This window comes from Bacillus sp. FSL L8-0193 (genome assembly GCF_037976065.1).
GTDB classification, from domain to species: domain Bacteria; phylum Bacillota; class Bacilli; order Bacillales; family Bacillaceae; genus Bacillus; species Bacillus paralicheniformis.
On the sequence record NZ_CP150261.1, the window covers coordinates 2,780,753 to 2,801,183 of the forward strand.

General features: G+C 43.1%; 20 protein-coding genes and 3 pseudogenes. 10 read left to right on the forward strand and 13 right to left on the reverse strand.

Annotation, left to right across the window (positions count from 1 at the left end):
* Window positions 1-16: 16 nt before the first annotated feature.
* From yhbY to MHH76_RS13920, 4 genes are read right to left on the reverse strand one after another with little or no spacing between them, the layout of a single operon-like run.
* Entirely contained in the window at window positions 17-307 is a 291-nt protein-coding gene (gene yhbY, locus MHH76_RS13905) for a ribosome assembly RNA-binding protein YhbY (protein ID WP_003183704.1), read from the reverse strand.
* Window positions 301-1,137, reverse strand: a complete 837-nt coding sequence (gene aroE / locus MHH76_RS13910) for a shikimate dehydrogenase (protein ID WP_020452280.1) — start codon at window positions 1,135-1,137, stop codon at window positions 301-303. Before aroE ends, yhbY begins: the two co-directional genes overlap by 7 nt.
* A 19-nt stretch (window positions 1,138-1,156) precedes the next feature.
* Window positions 1,157-2,257 carry a ribosome biogenesis GTPase YqeH gene (yqeH, locus tag MHH76_RS13915; RefSeq protein WP_025811124.1) on the reverse strand — a complete coding sequence of 367 codons (1,101 nt, stop codon included), beginning with the start codon at window positions 2,255-2,257 and terminating at the stop codon, window positions 1,157-1,159.
* A 3-nt stretch (window positions 2,258-2,260) separates the two neighbouring features.
* Window positions 2,261-2,779 carry a YqeG family HAD IIIA-type phosphatase gene (locus MHH76_RS13920; protein WP_020452282.1) on the reverse strand — a complete coding sequence of 173 codons (519 nt, stop codon included), beginning with the start codon at window positions 2,777-2,779 and terminating at the stop codon, window positions 2,261-2,263.
* A 368-nt stretch (window positions 2,780-3,147) separates the two neighbouring features.
* Here MHH76_RS13920 and MHH76_RS13925 point away from each other — a divergent pair, with 368 nt between their 5' ends.
* Complete coding sequence (locus MHH76_RS13925) at window positions 3,148-3,288, forward strand: sporulation histidine kinase inhibitor Sda (protein WP_003183713.1); 141 nt, start codon at window positions 3,148-3,150, stop codon at window positions 3,286-3,288.
* 114 nt (window positions 3,289-3,402) lie between these two features.
* Here MHH76_RS13925 and MHH76_RS13930 read toward each other — a convergent pair whose 3' ends face one another.
* The 4 genes from MHH76_RS13930 to MHH76_RS13945 all read right to left on the reverse strand — a co-directional run bounded on the left by MHH76_RS13930 (window position 3,403) and on the right by MHH76_RS13945 (window position 5,672).
* The gene (locus tag MHH76_RS13930; protein ID WP_023855260.1) at window positions 3,403-3,558 is read right to left on the reverse strand and encodes a hypothetical protein; all 156 of its coding nucleotides are present in this window, start codon (window positions 3,556-3,558) and stop codon (window positions 3,403-3,405) included.
* A gap of 77 nt (window positions 3,559-3,635) precedes the next feature.
* A complete protein-coding gene (locus MHH76_RS13935; RefSeq protein WP_224067377.1) occupies window positions 3,636-4,349 on the reverse strand; it encodes an SGNH/GDSL hydrolase family protein in 714 nt (237 codons plus the stop codon).
* Window positions 4,350-4,511: 162 nt separating this feature from the next.
* The gene (locus tag MHH76_RS13940; RefSeq protein WP_043054400.1) at window positions 4,512-5,273 is read right to left on the reverse strand and encodes a GNAT family N-acetyltransferase; all 762 of its coding nucleotides are present in this window, start codon (window positions 5,271-5,273) and stop codon (window positions 4,512-4,514) included.
* A gap of 27 nt (window positions 5,274-5,300) precedes the next feature.
* Window positions 5,301-5,672, reverse strand: a complete 372-nt coding sequence (locus MHH76_RS13945; protein ID WP_025811122.1) for a DUF2294 domain-containing protein — start codon at window positions 5,670-5,672, stop codon at window positions 5,301-5,303.
* A 307-nt stretch (window positions 5,673-5,979) separates the two neighbouring features.
* On the opposite strand from MHH76_RS13945, the gene fdhF reads away from it, so the two are divergent.
* Window positions 5,980-8,919 carry a formate dehydrogenase subunit alpha gene (fdhF, locus tag MHH76_RS13950; RefSeq protein WP_043054401.1) on the forward strand — a complete coding sequence of 980 codons (2,940 nt, stop codon included), beginning with the start codon at window positions 5,980-5,982 and terminating at the stop codon, window positions 8,917-8,919.
* A gap of 21 nt (window positions 8,920-8,940) precedes the next feature.
* The gene (locus tag MHH76_RS13955) at window positions 8,941-9,420 is read left to right on the forward strand and encodes a DUF1641 domain-containing protein (protein WP_025811120.1); all 480 of its coding nucleotides are present in this window, start codon (window positions 8,941-8,943) and stop codon (window positions 9,418-9,420) included.
* 76 nt (window positions 9,421-9,496) lie between these two features.
* Here MHH76_RS13955 and MHH76_RS13960 read toward each other — a convergent pair whose 3' ends face one another.
* Window positions 9,497-9,676, reverse strand: coding sequence for a hypothetical protein (locus MHH76_RS13960; protein ID WP_023855265.1), 180 nt, complete (start codon window positions 9,674-9,676; stop codon window positions 9,497-9,499).
* A 272-nt stretch (window positions 9,677-9,948) separates the two neighbouring features.
* On the opposite strand from MHH76_RS13960, the gene sigK reads away from it, so the two are divergent.
* From sigK to MHH76_RS13975, 3 genes are all read left to right on the forward strand, one after another.
* Window positions 9,949-10,674: an RNA polymerase sporulation sigma factor SigK gene (gene sigK / locus MHH76_RS13965; RefSeq protein ID WP_023855266.1), complete on the forward strand. Its 726-nt coding sequence runs from the start codon at window positions 9,949-9,951 to the stop codon at window positions 10,672-10,674.
* 673 nt (window positions 10,675-11,347) lie between these two features.
* Window positions 11,348-11,827 (forward strand): hypothetical protein, encoded by a 480-nt coding sequence (locus tag MHH76_RS13970; RefSeq protein ID WP_023855267.1) that lies wholly within the window; start codon window positions 11,348-11,350, stop codon window positions 11,825-11,827.
* 568 nt (window positions 11,828-12,395) lie between these two features.
* Entirely contained in the window at window positions 12,396-12,953 is a 558-nt protein-coding gene (locus tag MHH76_RS13975; protein ID WP_025811118.1) for a hypothetical protein, read from the forward strand.
* Window positions 12,954-13,285: 332 nt separating this feature from the next.
* On the opposite strand, the pseudogene MHH76_RS13980 reads toward MHH76_RS13975, so the two are convergent.
* Window positions 13,286-13,393, reverse strand: a pseudogene (locus MHH76_RS13980) (YolD-like family protein); the annotation flags it as partial.
* 506 nt (window positions 13,394-13,899) lie between these two features.
* Here MHH76_RS13980 and MHH76_RS13985 point away from each other — a divergent pair.
* Window positions 13,900-14,206 (forward strand): annotated as a pseudogene (locus MHH76_RS13985) (sigma factor-like helix-turn-helix DNA-binding protein); the annotation flags it as partial.
* A gap of 868 nt (window positions 14,207-15,074) precedes the next feature.
* Here the strand turns inward: MHH76_RS13985 and psiE are convergent.
* From psiE to yrkP, 3 genes are read right to left on the reverse strand one after another with little or no spacing between them, the layout of a single operon-like run.
* Window positions 15,075-15,491, reverse strand: a complete 417-nt coding sequence (gene psiE / locus MHH76_RS13990; protein ID WP_023855272.1) for a phosphate-starvation-inducible protein PsiE — start codon at window positions 15,489-15,491, stop codon at window positions 15,075-15,077.
* Between the two features lie 45 nt (window positions 15,492-15,536).
* Complete coding sequence (gene yrkQ, locus MHH76_RS13995) at window positions 15,537-16,835, reverse strand: two-component system sensor histidine kinase YrkQ (protein ID WP_023855273.1); 1,299 nt, start codon at window positions 16,833-16,835, stop codon at window positions 15,537-15,539.
* Window positions 16,822-17,517, reverse strand: a complete 696-nt coding sequence (gene yrkP, locus MHH76_RS14000; RefSeq protein WP_023855274.1) for a two-component response regulator YrkP — start codon at window positions 17,515-17,517, stop codon at window positions 16,822-16,824. The genes yrkQ and yrkP overlap by 14 nt, the downstream gene beginning before the upstream one ends.
* Before the next feature lie 264 nt (window positions 17,518-17,781).
* Between yrkP and MHH76_RS14005 the strand changes: the two genes are divergently transcribed.
* The 3 genes and pseudogenes from MHH76_RS14005 (at window position 17,782) to MHH76_RS14015 (ending at window position 20,058) form a co-directional block, all read left to right on the forward strand.
* Complete coding sequence (locus tag MHH76_RS14005; RefSeq protein WP_025811116.1) at window positions 17,782-18,999, forward strand: DUF418 domain-containing protein; 1,218 nt, start codon at window positions 17,782-17,784, stop codon at window positions 18,997-18,999.
* Window positions 18,918-19,156: pseudogene (locus MHH76_RS14010) on the forward strand (hypothetical protein). Before MHH76_RS14005 ends, MHH76_RS14010 begins: the two are co-directional and overlap by 82 nt.
* 344 nt (window positions 19,157-19,500) lie before the next feature.
* Window positions 19,501-20,058 carry a GNAT family N-acetyltransferase gene (locus MHH76_RS14015; RefSeq protein WP_025811115.1) on the forward strand — a complete coding sequence of 186 codons (558 nt, stop codon included), beginning with the start codon at window positions 19,501-19,503 and terminating at the stop codon, window positions 20,056-20,058.
* Window positions 20,059-20,431 lie beyond the last annotated feature (373 nt).

Sequence of the window (20,431 nt, forward strand, 5' to 3'; positions counted from 1 at the left end):
TTACCACCTTTAAGCGTTAAGGAAGCTCAATTTTTTTATTTTCTTTCGACTCCTTATACAGCACGATAATGTTTCCGATCGTCTGCACCAGTTCGGCGCGTGCTCCGCCCGCCAGCGCTTCGGCTACTTCCTCTTTAGGCTGCTCGCAGTTTTGCAGCACGCTCACCTTGATTAATTCCCTGGCTTCAAGCGCTTCACTGATTTGTTTGACCATGTTTTCGTTGACTCCGCCTTTACCGACTTGAAAAATCGGTGACAGATGATGCGCTTCCCGGCGCAAATAGCGTTTTTGTTTTCCTGTTAGCATGATTTTCCTCCTAGTTGCTGCAACACAATTGATTTCATTTTTTCCATATTAGGCTCATGTCCGGTCCACAGCTCAAAAGCAAGGGCTGCCTGGCCGATGAACATGCCGACTCCGTCCAATGTTTTCAAGCCTTTTGCTTCAGCCTCCTGCAGCAGGGCCGTTTTCAGCGGATTGTAGATAATATCGCATACAAGGCACGTTTCTTTCGCATTCGCCAATGAAAGCGGGGCAGCTTCGATGTTCGGGTGCATCCCGACCGACGTCGTTTGAATCACGATATCATATGCTGACAAGTCTGCTTCTGCTTCCTGCAACGACAAAGCACGTGCCTCTCCTTCAAAACGCTTAGTGAATGCTAGTGCCTTTTCAGGTGTACGATTCGCCACGTCCAGCTGCTTCGGCATCTCAGCTGCCAGAGTGGTAAATATCGCCCTCGCCGCACCGCCTGCCCCAATCAACAGTATCGAGAGCTCAGAAAGCGGACGATCAAGGGATGGCTTCAGCGATTTAAGAAATCCTGCTCCATCTGTATTATATCCGACCAGCCCTTCTTTTTCTCTTCTGACAGTGTTGACCGCCCCGAGAGCTTCGGCGCTTTCATCAATGCGGTCGAGATGCTTCATGATCGATACTTTATGGGGGACCGTCACATTAAACCCTTGAATACCAAGGGCCCGCATACCTTTCACAGCATCTTCAAGATCTTCGTTTTCCACGCGAAAAGCGTGATAATGTCCTTCTAAAGAAAGATCCTCCAAAGCCGCATTATGGATGTCCGGAGACATGGAATGAGCCACCGGATTGCCAATCAGTCCGTACATCGGTTTCATAACTCTCTCCCCTTAGCACTTATATTAGAGATCTGCGTAAAAACACGTGAACGCCTTTAGGCGCGTGGGCAACAATTTTTTGGTTCGCCTCTTGGACAGTTACCCAGCCGAGGCCCGAGAACACAACGTCCGTTTTCGGCTCTTTAATCGTAAACGTATGTTTAACAAGCTCCGGAAACGAGTCAAGATCTTCTTTTGCAGGGGGAGCAAGCATTTCCCCAGCGTGCTTTTCATACAGCTGATCCGCGTTTTCAAGCTTTGTTCTGTGGATGTTGAGTTCATTCGGCATATAGCATACAAACGAAGATCTGCCTCCGCTTGCATAATCAAACCGCGACAATCCGCCGAAAAACAGCGTCTGTTCTTCGTTCAGCTGAAAGGTGCGGGGCTTTAGCTCCTTCTTCGGCGTTAATATTTTCAGATCGCGTTTCGCGACATAGTGCGCCATTTGATGATGGTTGATGATTCCCGGCGTATCATACATCGCCGATCCGTCATCCAGAGGAATTTCAATCGCGTCAAGCGTTGTCCCCGGATATTGAGATGTCGTAATAATGTCGCCCTCTCCGGAAACCTCTTTAATAATCCGATTGATAAACGTTGATTTTCCTACGTTCGTACACCCGACGACATATACGTCTTTGCCCTGTCTGTAATATTCGATCGCGTCGATCGCATCTTTCATCCCCTGCCCTCGCCCGGCGCTGACGAGCAGCACATCAACAGGCCTTAAGCCGAGCTCTTTCGCTTCGCGCTTCATCCAGTTTACAAGGCGCTCGCGCTTGACTGATTTAGGGAGAATGTCTGCTTTGTTTCCTATTAATAAGATCGGATTGCCTCCGACAAAGCGGTTTAAGCCGTTGATCCAGCTTCCGTTGAAATCAAAGATGTCGACGATTTTCACGATAAGCGAATCCGTTTCCCCGATGCCGTGCAGGATTTTCAAAAAGTCATCGTCCGTCAGTGAAACATCCTGAATTTCGTTATAATTTTTCAATCTGAAGCAGCGCTGGCAGATGACATTATCTTTTAACAGCGATGCTTCAGGCGCGTAGCCCAGTTTATTTTTATCTTCGGTTTGAATGGCGACTCCGCATCCGATACAAACTACCTTTTCCATTCTTTAATCCTCCCACTGAATATGGCCTTTCCGTTTTAAAGCGCTGAGAATCCTGCGTTCCACCTGGCGGTTGAAACGCGTAAAAAAGCCGTCGGAAGCAGCCACAGGCACGACAAGAATGGTATGAAACCCATTGCGGTTCCCTCCCAGCACATCTGTCATGAGCTGATCTCCTATGACAACGACGTCTTCTTTTTTAAGACCCATATTTTTGACGGCTTTTCTGAAAGCTCTGCCCATCGGCTTTTTCGCTTTGTAAATAAACGGGATATTAAGCGGTTCAGAAAATATTTTGACGCGTTTTTCATTATTATTTGAGACAATTGTCACTTTAATGCCGTGCTCTTTCATCTCTTCAAACCACTCGATGAGACGCGGTGTAGCACTAGGCCTGTCCCATTCTACAAGCGTGTTGTCCAAATCCGTAATAATCCCTTTTACATTGCGCTCTTTTAGTTTTTCAGGGGTAATATGAAAAATATTTTTTACAAATTCATCCGGCAAAAAGAACTTTTTTAACACAAAGCCGCACCCTTTCCTTTCAATTACTGCTTCTTTTTTCAATGTGTCGAATCAAATCTAAAAGTGTCTTAAAAAATCGGCTGTCCGAAAAGTTTTCGACATATAATAGGATTCTTCAACAGGTGTGGATAAAATTACACACAGTATCCACTCATATTTCATCGACCTTTTATTAAATTATAAACATGATACCCACAAGTTATCCACTTTTTGGTGTGGATAACAGAACGATTGTTCTCGCCCAATATTCATGATAGATTATAGGTACTTCAAACAAAGATCATATAACTTAACATTTTATGCTTATTCCAAACAGGTTATTCCAATTTTTATGAGGAGGTGTCTTCCCCATTAAATGGGTACCGAGTATGAAAAAGCTGTCTGATGAACTTTTAATAGAATCATACATTAAAGCAAATGAGATGAATTTGAACCGCGAATTCATCGAGCTGATTGAAACCGAAATCAAAAGAAGGTCGCTCGGTCATCTGCTTTCCGTCTCTTCATAGCTCAAGCACTCCCGAGCGCTCTTGCCGCTTTTTTTCACTTAGGTTGATATTATATCACTTGAATAATACGCTTACTACTGTTTTTCATGAAAAAACACCTCTCTAAAAGAGGTGCTATTTGAAGAATCCGTGAGGACTAAGCCAGTAGAACCCGCCGATGACGAGCAGGACGACTAAAAGGACGACAACGAACGCATATCCGTATGCGGCGCCTGCATATCCGGGATAAGCCGGGTAAGAACACGGACCAGCGGGAAAAGGATATCCCATCGCATCATTCCTCCTTTAGACTGTTATAGTAACAGCCTATGAAGAAAAAGGAGAAATGGCTAGGCCTTTTACTTAAATCAAGAAGTTTTTATAACTTTACTTTCATTAATTCCTTCAAAAATAATTCGCGCGCCTTTTGGGGTTAAGTGATTTCCCGATGGGTCGATAAACCCCGAATGGATCAGCTTCTCATCTGTAGCTCCGCCTGCTTTTTTCACGATGTTTTTCCAGTTGTCGATCAGCGGCACATCAAGTTCACGCGCCGTTTCCCTTGTGACATCATTATAGGAATCGTGCCATTTGCGCGCTCCTCCGTATTTTTCAAACGAAGCAGCCCGGTATCTTGCATAATAAAAGATGTTGTCCCCGCTTCCTTCGACGATCGGCAGGCACGTCATTAATATCGGCTCTATTCCGCGGCGGCGGCTTTCTTTAACAAAATAATAGAGGTTTTCTTTAAACCTTTTTTTGGATACGCGCGGCAGCCCTTTCGCAAGAATTGCTGCATCATTTGTTCCGAACATGATAAAAAGATATGCCGGCTGCTCATCCAGCACATCCTTCCTGAACCGAAGCCTGGCGTCTTCTGTCGTTTCTCCGCCTATTCCCGCATTATTTATTTTGTACTGCCCTTGAAGGGAAGTCTGAAGTAAATTGACCCATTTTTCCGCTTTTGGATAATCGCGAAATTGCCAATTTGAGCCGCGTGTATTGCTGTCTCCAAATGCTACGACTTTTCTGGGATCGTCCTCTCCGCAGCCTGCAAGCAGAAGCAGAAAGATGAGGACCATCACCAAGCTTTTTTTCATTCGTTCCACCTCCAAAAGCCAATACTACGATCATATAGGAGAGAAGCTGCACTTTCAATGGGAGAAATCTCTGCCATCCTGCAAGCGTATAGTCCTTACTATGCATTTAACCTGTCCCCCCTGTTTAAAAACATTCGTATTGGTTCACGGTTTTCCGACAAACAATGTATATGTTTTGACAGGTCGAAAGCCTAATTTTTCAGCGAGGCGAATCGATGCAACGTTTTGCCGGTCGCAATCCCAGCGCGGTTTCAAGCGGTTCTCTATTGCATACGCGATAAAAGCGCCGGCGCAGCGGGCTGCAAACCCACGTCCCCTGTAATCCAGGTGTGTTACGATATCAACTTCGGCAAAGCGTTCCGAACAAAAAATGGTGACACATTCACTGGCGATCACACCTTCATGCGACACTTTAAATCCGAAACCGTTCTTCAAAAAACGGCCTGGCCCTCCCCAATACTCAATCGCGTATTTTCCCGTGAAATTCGCGCTTTTTTGAAAGTCATCTTCAGAAAATCTTTCAACACCGGCAAATGCGGCACTGCGAACATATTCCTCTTTTCCAAGGAAAAATGACACGCGCTCCATTTGCTGCAGAGGATCGCCAAGCCCCCCAATTAAAAAGGCGTCCCACTCCTCAGAAGCCGAAAACACGGTAAAGCGCGCTCCGTTCCTCTGTTCATTCAAATAGTGAAGCCATTCGCTCCTTCCGCTGTCGGGGATATCTCCAGCGACATAATAAATCCCGGCAGCTGTTCGAAAAAGAACAGTGGCCGGTGTGAAGAAATCATCGACATAAACGTTTCCTTCGATAAGTCCTTCGGCTATCGCATGCGCGAATGTCGGACTTTCGTCTGTTAACAAAACCTTTGCTTTTCGTTTTTCACTCGATTTCAGTTCAATCATCATAACTCCTCCTCGAACTTGAGACCGTCAAGCCCCGCTGGCTGATTCGGTGCCGTATTCAATATTGCGGTCAAAGATAAAAACAGACACCGCAATATCCTCCTGAATTTTGATGTCTGTAAAAAGGTGCTCGAGCTTCGCTCCGATGAGCTGCTCCATTCCTTCCGGCACGTGATTGGAGTAGTGTTTCTGAATCAGGGTCGTCCTTGCGGCATGGACCATTTCCCTTCCCTCCGACGTGCTTGCGATAAATTGCTCGCTCGCCGTCAAATTGCCGTAAAGCGTCGAAACTGCCATATTGTCGACAAAGACCGTGTGAATCCGTTCAGGCCCCTTGCCAAACAGCTCTTTTCGAAGCTTGCGGATCATATCGTTGAATTCGTGGATTTTTTTAGACATCATGCTTACCCCTTCCGTTTAAACCTTCCATCTGTCTCGATGTCCCCTTAGACATTTCACTTGGTTAAAATTTTCCTATTCTATTGAATTATAATCAATATCACTTTATAATAAAAGCCGGGCTGATGGATTTGTAATACCGTCGTGTTATGAATCTATCGAATTCTGACAATATAGGATTGGTCTGTTAGTAAGCTTTGCTAGTAAACTATTCCGCCATGTATGTTTATACCGCTTTCCACGCCAGGATTCGGTATATATGTACATGGCTTTTTTGATTTTGAAAAGATGATGGAGGGGAATAAAGATGGACGGAAAGCCAATCAGTGTCCGGATAGACGGCAAAGAAATTAAAGCAGCGGCCGGGGCAACCGTTTTAGACATATTGAACAAAAACGGGTTTGAACACCCGCAAATATGCCATGTTCCAGAGACGGATCCTATTCAAACGTGTGATACCTGTATTGTGGAAGCAGACGGAAAATTAAAGCGGGCATGCTCCCTGCGGGCAGAAGACGGAATGACGGTCAGCCTGTCTGGAGAACGGGTCAAAGCAGCACAAAAAGAAGCAATGGACCGCCTGCTCGAAAACCATTTGCTTTATTGTACGGTATGCGACAACAACAACGGCAACTGTACGCTACATAATACGGCAGAAATGATGGGAATCGAAGAGCAGAAATACCCTTACACGCCAAAAGAAGACCCGTCTTGCGCAGTCGATATGTCGCATCCCTTTTACCGCTATGATCCGAATCAGTGCATCGCATGCGGACAATGTGTTGAAGTCTGCCAAAACCTGCAGGTCAATGAGACGCTCTCAATTGACTGGGAGCGTGACCGTCCGCGGGTGATCTGGGATGAAGGCGTTTCAATCAACGAGTCATCATGCGTCAGCTGCGGGCAGTGTGTCACGGTTTGTCCGTGCAATGCGTTAATGGAAAAATCGATGCTTGGAAAAGCCGGGTTCATGACAGGCATCAAACCGGATGTCATGGAGCCGATGATCGACCTTGTCAAAGATGTAGAGCCGGGATACAGCAGCATCTTTGCCGTTTCAGAAGTCGAGGCGGCGATGCGTTCACAGCGGATCAAAAAGACAAAGACCGTCTGTACATTTTGCGGTGTCGGCTGTTCATATGAAGTATGGACAAAAGGCCGTGACATCTTAAAAATTCAGCCGGTGTCAGAAGCTCCCGTCAACGCCATTTCGACGTGTGTGAAAGGGAAATTCGGATGGGATTTCGTAAATGCGGAAGAGCGTTTGACCAAACCGCTGATCCGCAAAAATGACGAATTTGTCGAATCAACTTGGGAAGAAGCGCTTGACTACGTCGCCCGCAAATTAGGCTCAATTCGGGAGCAGAGCGGAAAAGACGCCGTCGGGTTTATTTCGTCTTCAAAAATTACGAATGAAGAAAACTACTTGATGCAAAAGCTGGCGCGGCAAGTATTTGGCACGAACAATGTCGACAACTGCTCGCGGTACTGCCAGTCTCCGGCAACGGACGGATTGTTCCGCACAGTCGGCATGGGCGGCGATGCTGGCACCATTCAAGACATCGCGAAAGCAGGCCTCGTCATCATCGTCGGCGCCAACCCGGCCGAAGGCCACCCGGTACTGGCAACCCGTGTGAAGCGCGCCCATAAGCTTCACGGACAAAAGCTGATCGTCGCTGACCTTCGCAAAAACGAAATGGCCGAACGCTCGGATCTGTTTATCAGACCGCGGCAAGGAACTGATCAAGTATGGCTGATGGCCGTGACCAAGTATATGATTGACCAAGGCTGGCACGATCAAGCGTTTATCAATGAAAACGTCAATTTCTTTGAAGAATATAAGCAATCGCTTGAGACATACACCCTTGAATATGCAGAAAAAATCACAGGCATCAATCAACAGACGCTGATCCAAATCGCTGAGATGATCCGCGACGCCGACGGTACGTGCGTCCTCTGGGGAATGGGAGTCACCCAAAACACAGGCGGTTCCGACACGTCCGCCGCGATTTCAAACCTGCTTTTAGCTACCGGTAATTACCGCCGCCCGGGCGCTGGGGCGTACCCGCTCCGCGGCCATAACAATGTCCAGGGCGCATGCGACATGGGGACGCTTCCCGGCTGGCTTCCGGGATATCAGCACATTACAGATGACAAAGCGCGGAAAAAGTTCGAAAAAGCTTACGGCACAACAATCAACGAGAAACCCGGACTTGACAACATCGAAATGCTTCACGCCGTTGAAGAAGGCAAAATGAAAGCTATGTATATCGTCGGAGAAGATATGGCTTTAGTCGATTCAAACGCAAACCGGGTCCATGACATTTTATCAAGCCTTGATTTCCTTGTGGTTCAGGATATGTTCCTTTCGAAAACAGCCCAATACGCCGACGTTGTTCTCCCTGCGTCAGCTTCGCTTGAAAAAGAAGGAACTTTTACAAACACGGAAAGACGCGTACAGCGATTGTATCAGGCCCTTTCGCCGCTCGGAGACGCAAAGCCGGACTGGGTCATCATTCAAGACATCGCAAACCGGCTTGGAGTTGACTGGCATTACAGCCACCCGGGAGATATTTTTTCAGAAATGGCAAGCCTGTCACCGCTGTTCGCAAAGGCCGATTATGACGCAATTGAAGGATGGAACAGCTTCCTGTGGGGCAGCCTGACCGGAGAAAGCACGCCTCTTTTATATGAAGACGGCTTTAACTTCCCTGACCGGAAAGCGCGCTTTGCCCTCGCAGACTGGACAGAGCCGGCCGAATTCCCTGAAGAATACGACCTTCACATTAACAACGGCCGAATGCTGGAGCATTTTCACGAAGGAAATATGACGAACAAATCGGCAGGCATCCAGGCGAAAGTGCCGGACGTCTTTGTTGAAGTCTCGCCTGAGCTTGCCAAAGATAGGGGCATCTGCGACGGATCGCAGGTCAGACTGATCTCGCCGTTTGGCGCCGTAAAATTAACCGCGCTTGTGACAGACCGGGTTAGAGCGAACGAGTTGTATTTGCCGATGAACTCGACAGATAAAGAATCTGCAATCAATTTCTTGACCGGCCCCGCAGTAGATGCGCGTACCAATACACCTGCTTACAAGCAGACAAAGGTGCGTATGGAAGTGCTCGGCGGATGCGCAGAACCGCCGCTTCCGAAAACAAATCCGCGCAATAAGAAACGCCATCCGCAAAACGGAGCTGAAGTCGAGCGGAAATGGAAGCGACCGGGATACGTTCATTTAACAGACTAAATCAAAAGGAGGTCATCACACATGGCAGCTCCCATCACCGCCATCCGCAAAGAAGACAAATCTGAGGAGCAAATGAAGCTTGAAAAATTAGAAGAACTCAAAACCCTTTTGGCTGAACAGGAAGCCGCCGTTTCAAAAACGATGAAGCTTCTCGGCGAACTGAACGGCCTCGGGGTCCTTGATGCCGCAGACAGCATGATCGGCGCAAAGGAAGATATCGCCAAAATCGTCCTCGGCCAGCTGTCTAAAGAGCCGGCCAAAAACCTGATGAATACAGCCATTGCGGCAGGCGGCGCTCTCTCCAAAGCCGAACCGGAAGTCATGGGGAAACTGGTAGAAAGCATCGTCGCCGGCACAAAACAAGGAGAAGACTTTTTAAAAAGCGATAAAAAAACCGGGGTCCTCGATCTGCTGAAAGCCATGAACGACCCTGACATCAACCGAGCCGTCGGCTTCGGTCTGCAATTTTTAAAAGGCATGGGAAAAGCATTGAAAGACTGACAAATAAGAAAACCGGCTCACCACTTTGAGTCGGTTTTTCCTATTGGCGATAGAAGCACCGTCGCTTTCTACCGCCTCATTTGCTGTGTGTTTCATCTTTTTTATTCAGCGATTCTTTTAAAATATTAAAAACTGCCACTGCAATAACGACAGTCATTAACCCTGTCGTCAGCAGATTTGGGAAGGTTTCCTGAACCCCGATCATGACCACGCTCAGCACAATCAACGAAAGTATGAACAGACGTTTGTTTTTCATCTGCTGCACCGGACTAACTGATTGATAGCGTTTACCCTATGGTGAACCGTCCGGCACCCTCACCTCCTTGCCTTTATTATCCCGCTATTGTTAACTTTTGTAAACGATTAAAAAATGGAAGCGGTTGCGAAAACAAGCGGCTGCATGCCGAACAGAACGCCGAAATATTTGGCAGTCCGGCAATTTTGCCGCGTACAGACACAGACATCCCCCCTCCCACATACATTTACATATAGGCTTCTGCCTACATACATTATGTGGAGGTGCCGATAATGACAGGTGTTTTTGCAGCGCTCGGTTATGTCATCAAGGAACTCGTTTTTTTAGTATCATATGTGAAAAACAATGCCTTTCCACAGCCGCTGTCAAGCAGTGACGAAAAAAAGTACTTGGAGCTGATGGCCCAGGGGGATGAACACGCGAGAAACATGCTGATCGAGCATAACCTCCGGCTGGTCGCCCACATCGTCAAAAAATTCGAAAACACAGGCGAAGATGCAGAAGACCTGATTTCCATTGGAACGATCGGGCTGATCAAAGCGATCGAAAGCTATTCAGCCGGAAAAGGAACAAAGCTCGCCACTTATGCGGCACGGTGTATAGAAAACGAGATTCTCATGCATTTGCGCGCATTGAAAAAAACGAAAAAAGACGTCTCCCTCCATGACCCGATCGGCCAGGACAAAGAAGGCAACGAAATCAGCCTCATCGATGTCCTCAAATCGGAAAACGAAGACGTCATCGACACCATCCAGCTCAACATGGAGCTTGAAAAAGTCAAAAAATACATCGACATTCTGGACGGACGGGAAAAGGAAGTCATCGTCGGCAGATTTGGCCTTGATTTGAAGAAAGAAAAAACGCAGCGCGAAATCGCGAAGGAGCTTGGGATTTCGCGGAGCTATGTGTCGCGGATTGAAAAGCGCGCGCTGATGAAGATGTTTCATGAGTTTTATCGGGCGGAGAAGGAGAAGCGGAAGCGTGCGAAGGGAAAATAAAATATAAGAAGGCCAGGAAGTAGATAACCCTGGTCTTTTTTTGCTTATTTAAATCGCAAACTACTTTGAAAGGGCAGAATCTGTACCAATTGCTAGTTACCTACAACACTAGAAGTATAAATCTATAGCTACAGCCTCCACTGTGTCGAATATAGGGGGAACTTAATAAGGTTCCTCCTCCTTTTTTAAGAGTAAAAGTATTATAGCACCTCTCTCCCAAAATAATAGGCTTTAACATTGCTAAAGGTCAATTGAGTTTGGTTTTAGAAAACTTATTTGGCCTTTATGAAATTAGTCATCACTAAGCCTTTAACCTGCACTGATTGAGTCCTGGTAAAGTTCATTAGAAAGTCTTATTTTGATTAAAAATAGATTATTAAACAAAAGGCGAAAGGGAAGGTAGAGATGGAAGGGGATAATATTTATTAGTACATTATTCTCCTCTTATAAAGAGTCTCATATGACAGATAAGCTATACACAATTATATTTTTTGAACTTTTTAATAATGTAAATTATGTAAATAAATATTATTCCTTTTTCCTATTTACCCATATTTTTACTACTGATAGAATAATCACAAGGAGGTGGGAATTCATACCAAAGCAAACAATTACAGGTTGTAACCTAAATACATAGTCACTGGTTTGCTACTAATTATATGTAGAGGAGGAAATGATTATCAATAGACTAGCTAAAGGATTCATAGTAATAGCTTCTTTAGCCCTTGGCTCTACTTCCTTTGTCCAGTCATCTCAAGCTAAGGAAAATGATGAGATTGATACTAATGCCACTGGAACATCCGTACCCATTGTTTATACTGTAGATAGTCTGTTCACACCAAAGGTTGAATTACAAAATAAAAACTCTGCTACAAAGCCTGTTAAAGATGCTATCCGGGCAGTTCTAAAGAATAAAGCAAAGCTTTTTCAACTTGTAGAAAGGCTTGCAGGAAAGAAAGTAAGAAATGAACTTGAAGAAAGGTTTACAAAGTATATAGAACCCGTACTAAAAGACCTTTTAGATGAGTATTATGCCTTTGGGTGGTCTGATGTCCAAAATAAGCTATATAATTCGCTTAAAAAATCAGGACTTTCTAACATAAATGCCAAAGTTTTAGCATATTGGACAACCATTGCAATTAAATCGTTTTAAAATTATTCATAATATAATAGGAGATAAATATATAGGAAAAATAAAAAGAGAATAGCTTCAGTGGTTCTAAGCGCCACGCTTCTTACATCTTTCTTAGGCACATCAGGTGCATTAGCATCTGAAAAAACAGCGTCAGCTACTCCTGTTGCTATGAAAGTGACTGTTCATAAAGGGGTACAAAACGCTATCAAGTCACAGAATGTACCTGTTAAAACAGTAGCTACTGCTAATGGGAATTTTCAAACTCAAGGCGTAGTGTCATGGTCTTAAAAAGCCTTTAAATTAGCTCTCCGCTTAGGAGGTTGGGTTTTATCGCAAATGCTTAGACCTTTGTCTCCAAAGACCGCCGCATGGGTTAGAAAAAACTCTGCTAAAGTAGCTAAGTTGATGGATAAAGGCGAAAAATGGACAGAGAATCAGTTTTATAATGGACTGAGAGGTATTGGCTGTCCGCCTGATGTGGCAAGAGCATTGGCAAAATTCATTATTACGCTGATTTAACGAATAAAAAATTTAAGAAAGTGCTGTTAGTTCCCCACTAATGGCACTTTTCTAATGGAGGTCAAAGATGACAATCTTTACAGCAATAACTCTAGCTATACTTTCATGTTTGGTTATTTCCTGTGTTTTGTTTTTACTTTTGATTAGAAAGGGGGTTATAGATAATCCCCCAAACACCTTGGCGTTCCTATCTTTTATCCTCCTCATAGGCTTTTGTTTATTCTTTGCCATGGCAGTTCCTAGCCTAATTATTTATTTTGTTTCTTTAGGTGTTAATCATTTCTTAGGCGACTATGTAAATTATAGCTCTAGGTCTGATTTATACATATTTTCTTTATTAGTAAGCTCATTAGCACTTGTTTACATGCTTATACTTATGGCAGTTATAAAAGGACTCTCAATATTTGTTAGAATTCCTAAGTGGGTAACTTATATATTTGAGTTTGCTGTTGCGTGGATAGCCGTTTATTTCTCCATAGAGTATGTTACAAATAGCCATCTAAGTAATGTATCCATATTTCAAGGTGGAGAGTTACTTTTATCCTTTTTTATTACATTTCTGTTCTTAGGGTGTGACATTCTTTTTTCTAACCTAGATGAGATATCAAGGGAAAAGTTAGGATAGGCACAGTAAAAAATACTGTGTCTATATAAATATTTAGAGAAGGAGAGATCAGAATTTTTCAGTGGGGAGAAGAAAATGGGATAAGTAGTGCATTGCATGTGGGGCTACGTGTAGACACTTCCCCTCTTGCACAAGGAAAGGCTGCAGGTGTGTAGAAAAAGCTCTTTGGTGCATCATCTACAACATCAAAAGAGCTGGGAGCAATTTAGATAGAGTAATGGACATTATCATTCAGCAGAAGAATGTAAGTGGATATAGACGAAGGAGTATCAGTGACCGTATAAACTACACGACTCCATTTTAGAAAGGTCATTAAAAATGATATGACAACCAACCAGCTTTTTCACTTTATCAAGACTTTCATGATATTCTTTGAGCAATTCAACGTGTTCCGGTAACATCATTGACACCCATTTGATACTTCCTCTGTCCCGCAGCATACACAATTTTCCTTTCTAACTTTAATCTCAATCTTGCGGTTCCGGCGTTTGTATAAAAAACTTCGTGTAGAAGTGCTGACGAGCCGTACCGTTCTCTGAAACCGTCCATAACGTACCCAAGTATTCGCTTTTTTCTTGATCAGGGCGAAATAGATTGAGCTTGATTAAATTGTCTCCTGAATATTGGAAAGAGAAACTGAAATTTCTTTGTTTTCACATCTCGGCATGCCCAAAAACTCGTGTCAAGACAGAGTTTTGCCAGCAGCGTATTCGGTTCAATTCCAACAGTTCATGGCAAACCAAATTATCTTTTCATGTCATCTTTAATTTTCATTGCAATTGTTTGTGCGTCTCCCCACATATTTTCAAGACCGTTACTTTCATACGTGTGAATAGCATCATGGGGGACATACCAAATACGTATGTATGTTTCTTTTTTAAATAACGTTAAACTTAAAAATTCTTTATTACTTTAATACAACAAAAACGGATAACCTCTAGGAGTCAACGAAATCAGCCTCATCAATGTCCTCAAATCGGAAAACGAAGACGTCATCGACACCATCCAGCTCAGGCACAGAGTTTGAAAAAGTCAAAAAATACATCGACATTCTGAACGGACAGGAAAAGGAAGTCATCGTCGGCCGCTTCGGTCTTGATTTGAAGAAGGAAAAAACGCAGCGCGAGATCGCGAAGGAGCTTGGGATCTCGCGGAGCTATGTGTCCCGGATTGAGAAGCGCGCGCTGATGAAGATGTTTCATGAGTTTTATTGGGCGGAGAAGGAGAAGCGGAAGAAAGCGAAGGGGAAATAATTTAGCAAAGGCCGGATTGGACATTCCGGCTTTTCTCTATTTTCACTAAAGTTTCTTTTAAAAGAAATAGATGAAAGAGTTATGAAAATCGTTTTTGCACATTAATAAGCTCTATGAGAAAGACAATCTGGATCATAGCAGATAACTTGATTATGAGTTCTTTAATCGCATCGTCCCTGCTTTCTTTATACAGGCCTCGATCTGGGTGTGGTTGCTCGATCCATACCCTTATATACATTGCCATCACTCTGGATCTACTTCCTGTCAAGTTTTATTAAATAATGAGAGGAATCGTTCATGCATTTGTCAGCTTGCGGCCCCTCGATGAGCATCACCTTCATAAATGCATCACACCTTGGGTAATGCTATGTAATAACTGTTTGTCCTAATGGGTGATTTTCAGTATGAAAACAAATAAAAAACCGATGGCTTGAACCATCGATCTGTATTCTATATTACTGGGCCCTCAATATAGTAAATCTATCTCATTGGTTATGAAAGTTTATTTTCATTACATTTCTATACGTTTATATCAATTATGGTTAAAAAATGGCGAGAAAAAACAATAAACGTCCATCCTAACTTTTTCATCTTATTTATTAAGAATTTTAACCTCTTCCTTTTAAAATAAAGAAGCGATTTTCAGTTCTTAATGCTATGTCATCGGGACATGTCTGTTAAAGTAGCCAAAAAATACATTCAGATATCCACTCACAACCACAATCCACTTTGATCCACTACAGATTTCTGAACTGACATTAAACAGCTAGACTTATAAATACCGATTATCAATTTTTTTATTCTGTTCCAGTTCCCATTCACAATTAGGACATTTCGGCGGCGTATCGGCATAAAGTGAACTAATTTATTAATGTTCAACAACAGAATTTCGTCTATTGGCAATAAAGAATCCACAGATCATTGCAAGAATGGCCATCGCCCACCAGAACGTTGAGATCGCCTGATCATGATCGATGATAATCAAACGAATGACAGCTGTGATGCCAATATAAATGAAGTAGCGAAGCGGGAAATGAAAGTCTGATTTGAAGTATTTGATAATCAAAGCAATGAACTCAAAGTACATGAAGAATATAAGCAGTTCTCCAAGCATCTCATAATAGCTGTCCACTTTGTTGAACAGTGACTTGTATACGAATTGCACAATGTACCATGTCTCGCTGATCAGAAGTGCGCTTAAGGCTATCGCCAGGAAGAACAGACAGACATTGAGAAGCGCTTGTAACAGGTAAGGCACCTTTTTGAATTTGTTGGAAAATCTCATCATGTTGTCTCCTATTTCAATATATTCGTGGTTTTTATTCTCAGCCTACATCTTGGTGTTCCAAAATCGTAGCACAATGTAGTACTTAGAATTCTTTTGTATACTGTGAAACTGTCCCTGCATGCGGGACATCATTCGCGCAATGCTCCTTTCACCGAGTCCGTTGCTTTCCGGTGTTATATCCGCAAGTTTAATCGTATTGCTAACATGGATCTCAAATATCTCTTGATCCGATACAAACGTGATGCTGATTTCTTCTTCCGGATCTGCGTATTTAAATAAGTTTGACATCACATTATCAAATACACGACCAAGCTCCTCCAAATTCACGTTAATATAGGTTTCCGGCAGCTCGCCTGAAATATGGACCCGGAAATGCTTCTGATGAAGGATAGCAATCTGATCTGATATTAGATCGTAGATCACTTCTTTTACTGCAACGGTCTCCAGATCGGCCTCATATTCCTTGTCCAGCAGGAAATACGCAAACAGATTGTCAGACAAGCTTTTTAATTGCAGTGCTTTACCATAAGCATTGGCTACATACCGATCTTTGCTGGTACCCGCTTCGCCTCCCGCTTTTTTGGCAAACTCCAGATTCATGATCAGCGACGTCAGCGGTGTGCGCATATCGTGCGACATTTCGGTAACCAGGCTGCGGCTCTCAGCTTGCAATTCCTCGATAGCTTTAAGTTTGTCCAGGAAAGCTTTCCGCAGATCCTCAATGCTCTTTGCAATCATCGCTAATTCATCATGCCCTTTTATCGTCATCTCGTAGTCCAGTTCGCCCCCTTCAAGAATATGAATCTCTTGGTGAATCGTTTTAAGGTAGCGAAGACTTTGGCGAATGCCAAAGAGAACAATGATTAAAAAGATGAGGGTTGCCCCGAGCAAATCCAATGTAAAGGCCAGACTATAATATCGGGAAGAGTAGAAACCGTCGATAATGACTCTTCCTTCACCATCGCTAAACTTGACAGGATGTGAATGATTTTGAGCGTACTGAGTCAGCTTCTCCTTTCCATAATCCGATTCGGAATAAATGGAATCATATTGCAGCTCCTGATCCTTGAATATGGTGAGGTTAATGTAATTTTCTTTTTTGACCCACTCACCAAACGCTTTTCTATCTGATGTAGACAACTCATTTTCTGAAACGTACTTGCTGAATTTTTGAATGTATCTTGCTGACTCCTCGTGATAATACTCATCCGAACTCAGATATCCCTCGATCAGATCATCTGTGATCTTTTGCAACGTCAGAAAGATCACACCACTCACAAACGCAGCAACCATGATCAGCAAAGCCAGTTTTTTGGTTAGCGTAAATTTACGATGCGCCAAATCGATATCCTCTTCCCCATTCAGTTCTTATATAAACCGGACATGCCGGATCATCCTCAATTTTGGAGCGCAGCTTCCGAATATGCACCATCACCGTATTGTTGGAACAGTAAAAGTAAGGCTGTCCCCACACACTCTCATATATATTTTGGGCAGAAAATATTTTGTTGCGTTTGCTCATCAGAAGTTTCAGGATACGATATTCCAGATCTGACAACTTGATTTGCTGCTCCTCTTTCCAGACCTCATTAAATTCTTCGCTCACTCTTAGTTTGCCCCCGATAAGAAATGTTTCTTCCTGTTCCTTCTTTTCCTGATAGATAGTATATCTGCGTAATTGAGCAATCACTCTAGCATGAAGTTCCTCTTCCGAGAATGGTTTAGTCATATAATCATCGCCGCCGGCGAGTAACCCCTCAGTTTTATCGAGTGTACTCGATCTGGCCGTCAGAAACAGAATCGGGACGTTAGAGGATTTCCTGATGTGCTGACATGTTTCAATTCCCGAAATGCCTGGCATCATAATATCCAAAATAACCAAATCAAGCGAGTCATCCACAAGTTGCAATGCTCGCTTTCCATCCTTGGCTCTTAGCACCTCGTAGCCTGCACGCGTAAGGGATTCCTCCAAAAGATCACCAATATCCTGATCATCCTCTACGACTAATATTCGATGGGTCATGTCTCTATCACCTCATGATTCTTGATGTTATTTCTCGTGTGTCCTTACTATATATCGTTCATCGTTAAGTACGTTATAAGATACTACGTAAATCTTAACAATTTATGAAAGCTGATGCCCGCCACAAATTTGTCACATTTTCTAAAAAAACGATGACTCTTCATAAATTGTTAAGATTCGGTCTTTATATTTATCCATTGTAAGGCTCAGGTTTTTCAGATCCGAACCACACATTGCGATGATAAATGGAAAAGGAGCATTGATATGACTGTACAAAAAGAAGGACACGGGCAACCGGTGAGTCTGCGGGAACGGGTTCATTTTCTGGACATCGTACGCGGATTTGCCTTGCTGGGCATTATTATTGTCAATTATTTCCTGATCGTAGATTCAGTAAAGGGATTCGAAATGACCTCCGATGACGTACTGCACAATCTGGTTTCCTGGTTTGCCGAAGGGAAATTCGTTACGTTATTCTCCTTCCTGTTCGGGGTTGGGTTTATGATCTTTATGGATCGAGCCGCGCAGAAGGTAGATAGTCCCAACAAGCTGTTTGCCCGTAGGTTATCTATCCTGTTGGGATTTGGCATTTTGCACATCACATTTGTTTGGGTCGGTGACATATTAGCCTTTTACGCCGTAAGCGGCTTCCTGTTACTCGCCTTCTATAAACGCACGGCCAAAACGGTGCTTAGATGGATTATCGCACTTATCGTGTTTCAATTCCTGACTCCTGTTTTCACAATGTTGTACAATGTCATCAATACTGCAGGGCCAAAAAACCCGAATTTTTCAGAGTTTACTTTGTTTAGCCACAGCAGCCTTACCTACGTGGAATCCATCAGCACTCGGTGGACAGATATGGTCACGATGGCTGCTGGCTCTTTCTCTATGATCTATTCCATGTTTCTCATGTTTCTGCTGGGCGTGTACTTTGTTAAGATGGAATTTTTCAAAGACATGGAAGCGAAAAAGCCTATATGGAAGCGTATCTGGATCATTAGCACAATCGCTTTTCTAATAACACAAAGCAGTATATTACTAGACATGTTTAATCTTTCTGAGAATATGCTGTGGAAGGACATTTCCTCTGTCTTGAGTCAAAATGGCGGCTTAACCGGAAGTATGTTTTATATGAGCACTTTTGCAATGCTGTTTCTATACGTTCCTCAGCTGCGAGGCCCTATGATGATATTCACCAAAGTCGGACGGATGTCATTGACCTGTTATCTGCTTCACTCTATCATTGGAACAGTTCTGTTCCTCAGGTACGGATTCGGGCTTGCGGATCATATTCAATCCGCCGGCACGTTCATGTTCAGCCTGGCCGTGTATTTCGTGCTTATGATCTTTAGTACATTGTGGTTGAGACGATTTAAGTACGGTCCGATGGAATTAATATGGCGCAAGCTGACGTATGGCAAATTAAACGGGAGTCCCAAAGCAACTCCGCTGCATTCGGAAAAATCTATTCAGAAATAACCCCCTTGCACAGATTGCATGACTTCAAATTAGTGTTGTTGAATGAAGCGGGCATTAAACGGACAGATTTGATATATGGACTATATCATTTAGGCTTCTTTGGGCTAATAAATCCACCAGAGTTTACTCAATGTGCATTGCTCATGATCGAATCTAAATTGAATCTTTTACGCATGTTCATAGTCAAAGGCGCCTCATTCGACTATTTTTGTAACTTTTCGCAGGAAAAATTCGAGAATGATGACAAATCCCGCATAAACACTTAATACGGTAGTGAACGATAGTAAATAAGGGTTACATGCAGCTTGTTTTCCAATAAAACAAAGAAAAAGAAATCATACAAAAAGACAGGAGAAAGCTTTTGAAGTATTTTAACGCCAAATTTACCGCGGAAGAAAAAGCGACGGAATCACTTTTTGTGATAAGGGCTCGTAGAACAGCTGGAATGTTTCTACTGAACGACTGAACTCGATATTTCAGCAACTGAGGGAGTGAACAATCATGAAAACAAAAAAGGAACCAAAAGTTATTCTGGAACTAGCAAAGGAATCTGATCTGCCAGAATTCCAAAAAAAATTACAAGAAGCCTTTGCGATCGCCGTGATTGAAACGTTCGGTGATTGCGAAGATGGACCGATTCCATCGGACAATGATGTTCAGGAGTCTTTCAATGCTCCCGGAGCGGTGGTATATCATATTCTTCAGGATGGTAAGAATGTCGGTGGTGCAGTAGTACGTATCAACAGCCAAACAAATCATAATTCGCTAGATTTATTCTATGTATCTCCAGAATATCACAGCCAAGGGATTGGTCTTTCTGCTTGGAAAGCCATTGAAGCACAGTATCCGGATACTGTGCTTTGGGAAACCGTGACACCTTATTTCGAAAAGCGAAATATCAACTTCTATGTGAATAAGTGTGGATTCCATATCGTAGAGTTCTACAATGAACATCACTCTGATCCGCATATACATCGCAATGGACGCGAAGATGACAAGCCCCTGCCGGATGATGATGACTTTTTCAGATTTGTAAAGATTATGAAAAAAAAGGACTAAACAATTGAACACGGCGAGATGCCGCAGAGAGTTGCTGGTAACTTTTTTAAAGATGTTTGTTTAGATTGAAAAAATCCTAAAAATATATTAGTGTCAATAATTATTTTCACAGACATAAATACGCTCCTAACAATGCTCATTTTAAACAATTAATGCAGATTACCCATGTTTATACAATCTATTTTTCATTATGAGAGAAATGTATTAATGCTGTCTAACAATAAAAAAAGCTTTATCCTAGAAATAGGATAGAGCTTTTTCACCTTTTGACTCAATTGTAAATTTTAAACCAATCCAATACATAAATAAAAAACCTCTATTAAGAGGGTTTATTCAGTTTTCATGTTTGATTTCGGTCAGAAATTTGATGATA

Bases quoted from the DNA above. Each gene is read 5' to 3' on its own strand.
- yqeH (WP_025811124.1), bottom strand. From the start codon at position 2,257: ATGGAAAAGGTAGTTTGTATCGGATGCGGAGTCGCCATTCAAACCGAA.
- MHH76_RS13970 (WP_023855267.1), top strand. From the start codon at position 11,348: ATGATTATCAATAGACTAGCTAAAGGATTCATAGTAATAGCTTCTTTA.
- MHH76_RS13940 (WP_043054400.1), bottom strand. From the start codon at position 5,273: ATGATTGAACTGAAATCGAGTGAAAAACGAAAAGCAAAGGTTTTGTTA.
- psiE (WP_023855272.1), bottom strand. From the start codon at position 15,491: ATGAGATTTTCCAACAAATTCAAAAAGGTGCCTTACCTGTTACAAGCG.
- aroE (WP_020452280.1), bottom strand. From the start codon at position 1,137: ATGAAACCGATGTACGGACTGATTGGCAATCCGGTGGCTCATTCCATG.
- MHH76_RS13925 (WP_003183713.1), top strand. From the start codon at position 3,148: ATGAAAAAGCTGTCTGATGAACTTTTAATAGAATCATACATTAAAGCA.
- MHH76_RS14005 (WP_025811116.1), top strand. From the start codon at position 17,782: ATGACTGTACAAAAAGAAGGACACGGGCAACCGGTGAGTCTGCGGGAA.
- MHH76_RS13935 (WP_224067377.1), bottom strand. From the start codon at position 4,349: ATGGTCCTCATCTTTCTGCTTCTGCTTGCAGGCTGCGGAGAGGACGAT.
- fdhF (WP_043054401.1), top strand. From the start codon at position 5,980: ATGGACGGAAAGCCAATCAGTGTCCGGATAGACGGCAAAGAAATTAAA.
- yrkP (WP_023855274.1), bottom strand. From the start codon at position 17,517: ATGACCCATCGAATATTAGTCGTAGAGGATGATCAGGATATTGGTGAT.
- MHH76_RS14015 (WP_025811115.1), top strand. From the start codon at position 19,501: ATGAAAACAAAAAAGGAACCAAAAGTTATTCTGGAACTAGCAAAGGAA.
- MHH76_RS13960 (WP_023855265.1), bottom strand. From the start codon at position 9,676: ATGAAAAACAAACGTCTGTTCATACTTTCGTTGATTGTGCTGAGCGTG.
- sigK (WP_023855266.1), top strand. From the start codon at position 9,949: ATGACAGGTGTTTTTGCAGCGCTCGGTTATGTCATCAAGGAACTCGTT.
- MHH76_RS13945 (WP_025811122.1), bottom strand. From the start codon at position 5,672: ATGTCTAAAAAAATCCACGAATTCAACGATATGATCCGCAAGCTTCGA.
- yhbY (WP_003183704.1), bottom strand. From the start codon at position 307: ATGCTAACAGGAAAACAAAAACGCTATTTGCGCCGGGAAGCGCATCAT.
- MHH76_RS13930 (WP_023855260.1), bottom strand. From the start codon at position 3,558: ATGGGATATCCTTTTCCCGCTGGTCCGTGTTCTTACCCGGCTTATCCC.
- MHH76_RS13955 (WP_025811120.1), top strand. From the start codon at position 8,941: ATGGCAGCTCCCATCACCGCCATCCGCAAAGAAGACAAATCTGAGGAG.
- MHH76_RS13975 (WP_025811118.1), top strand. From the start codon at position 12,396: ATGACAATCTTTACAGCAATAACTCTAGCTATACTTTCATGTTTGGTT.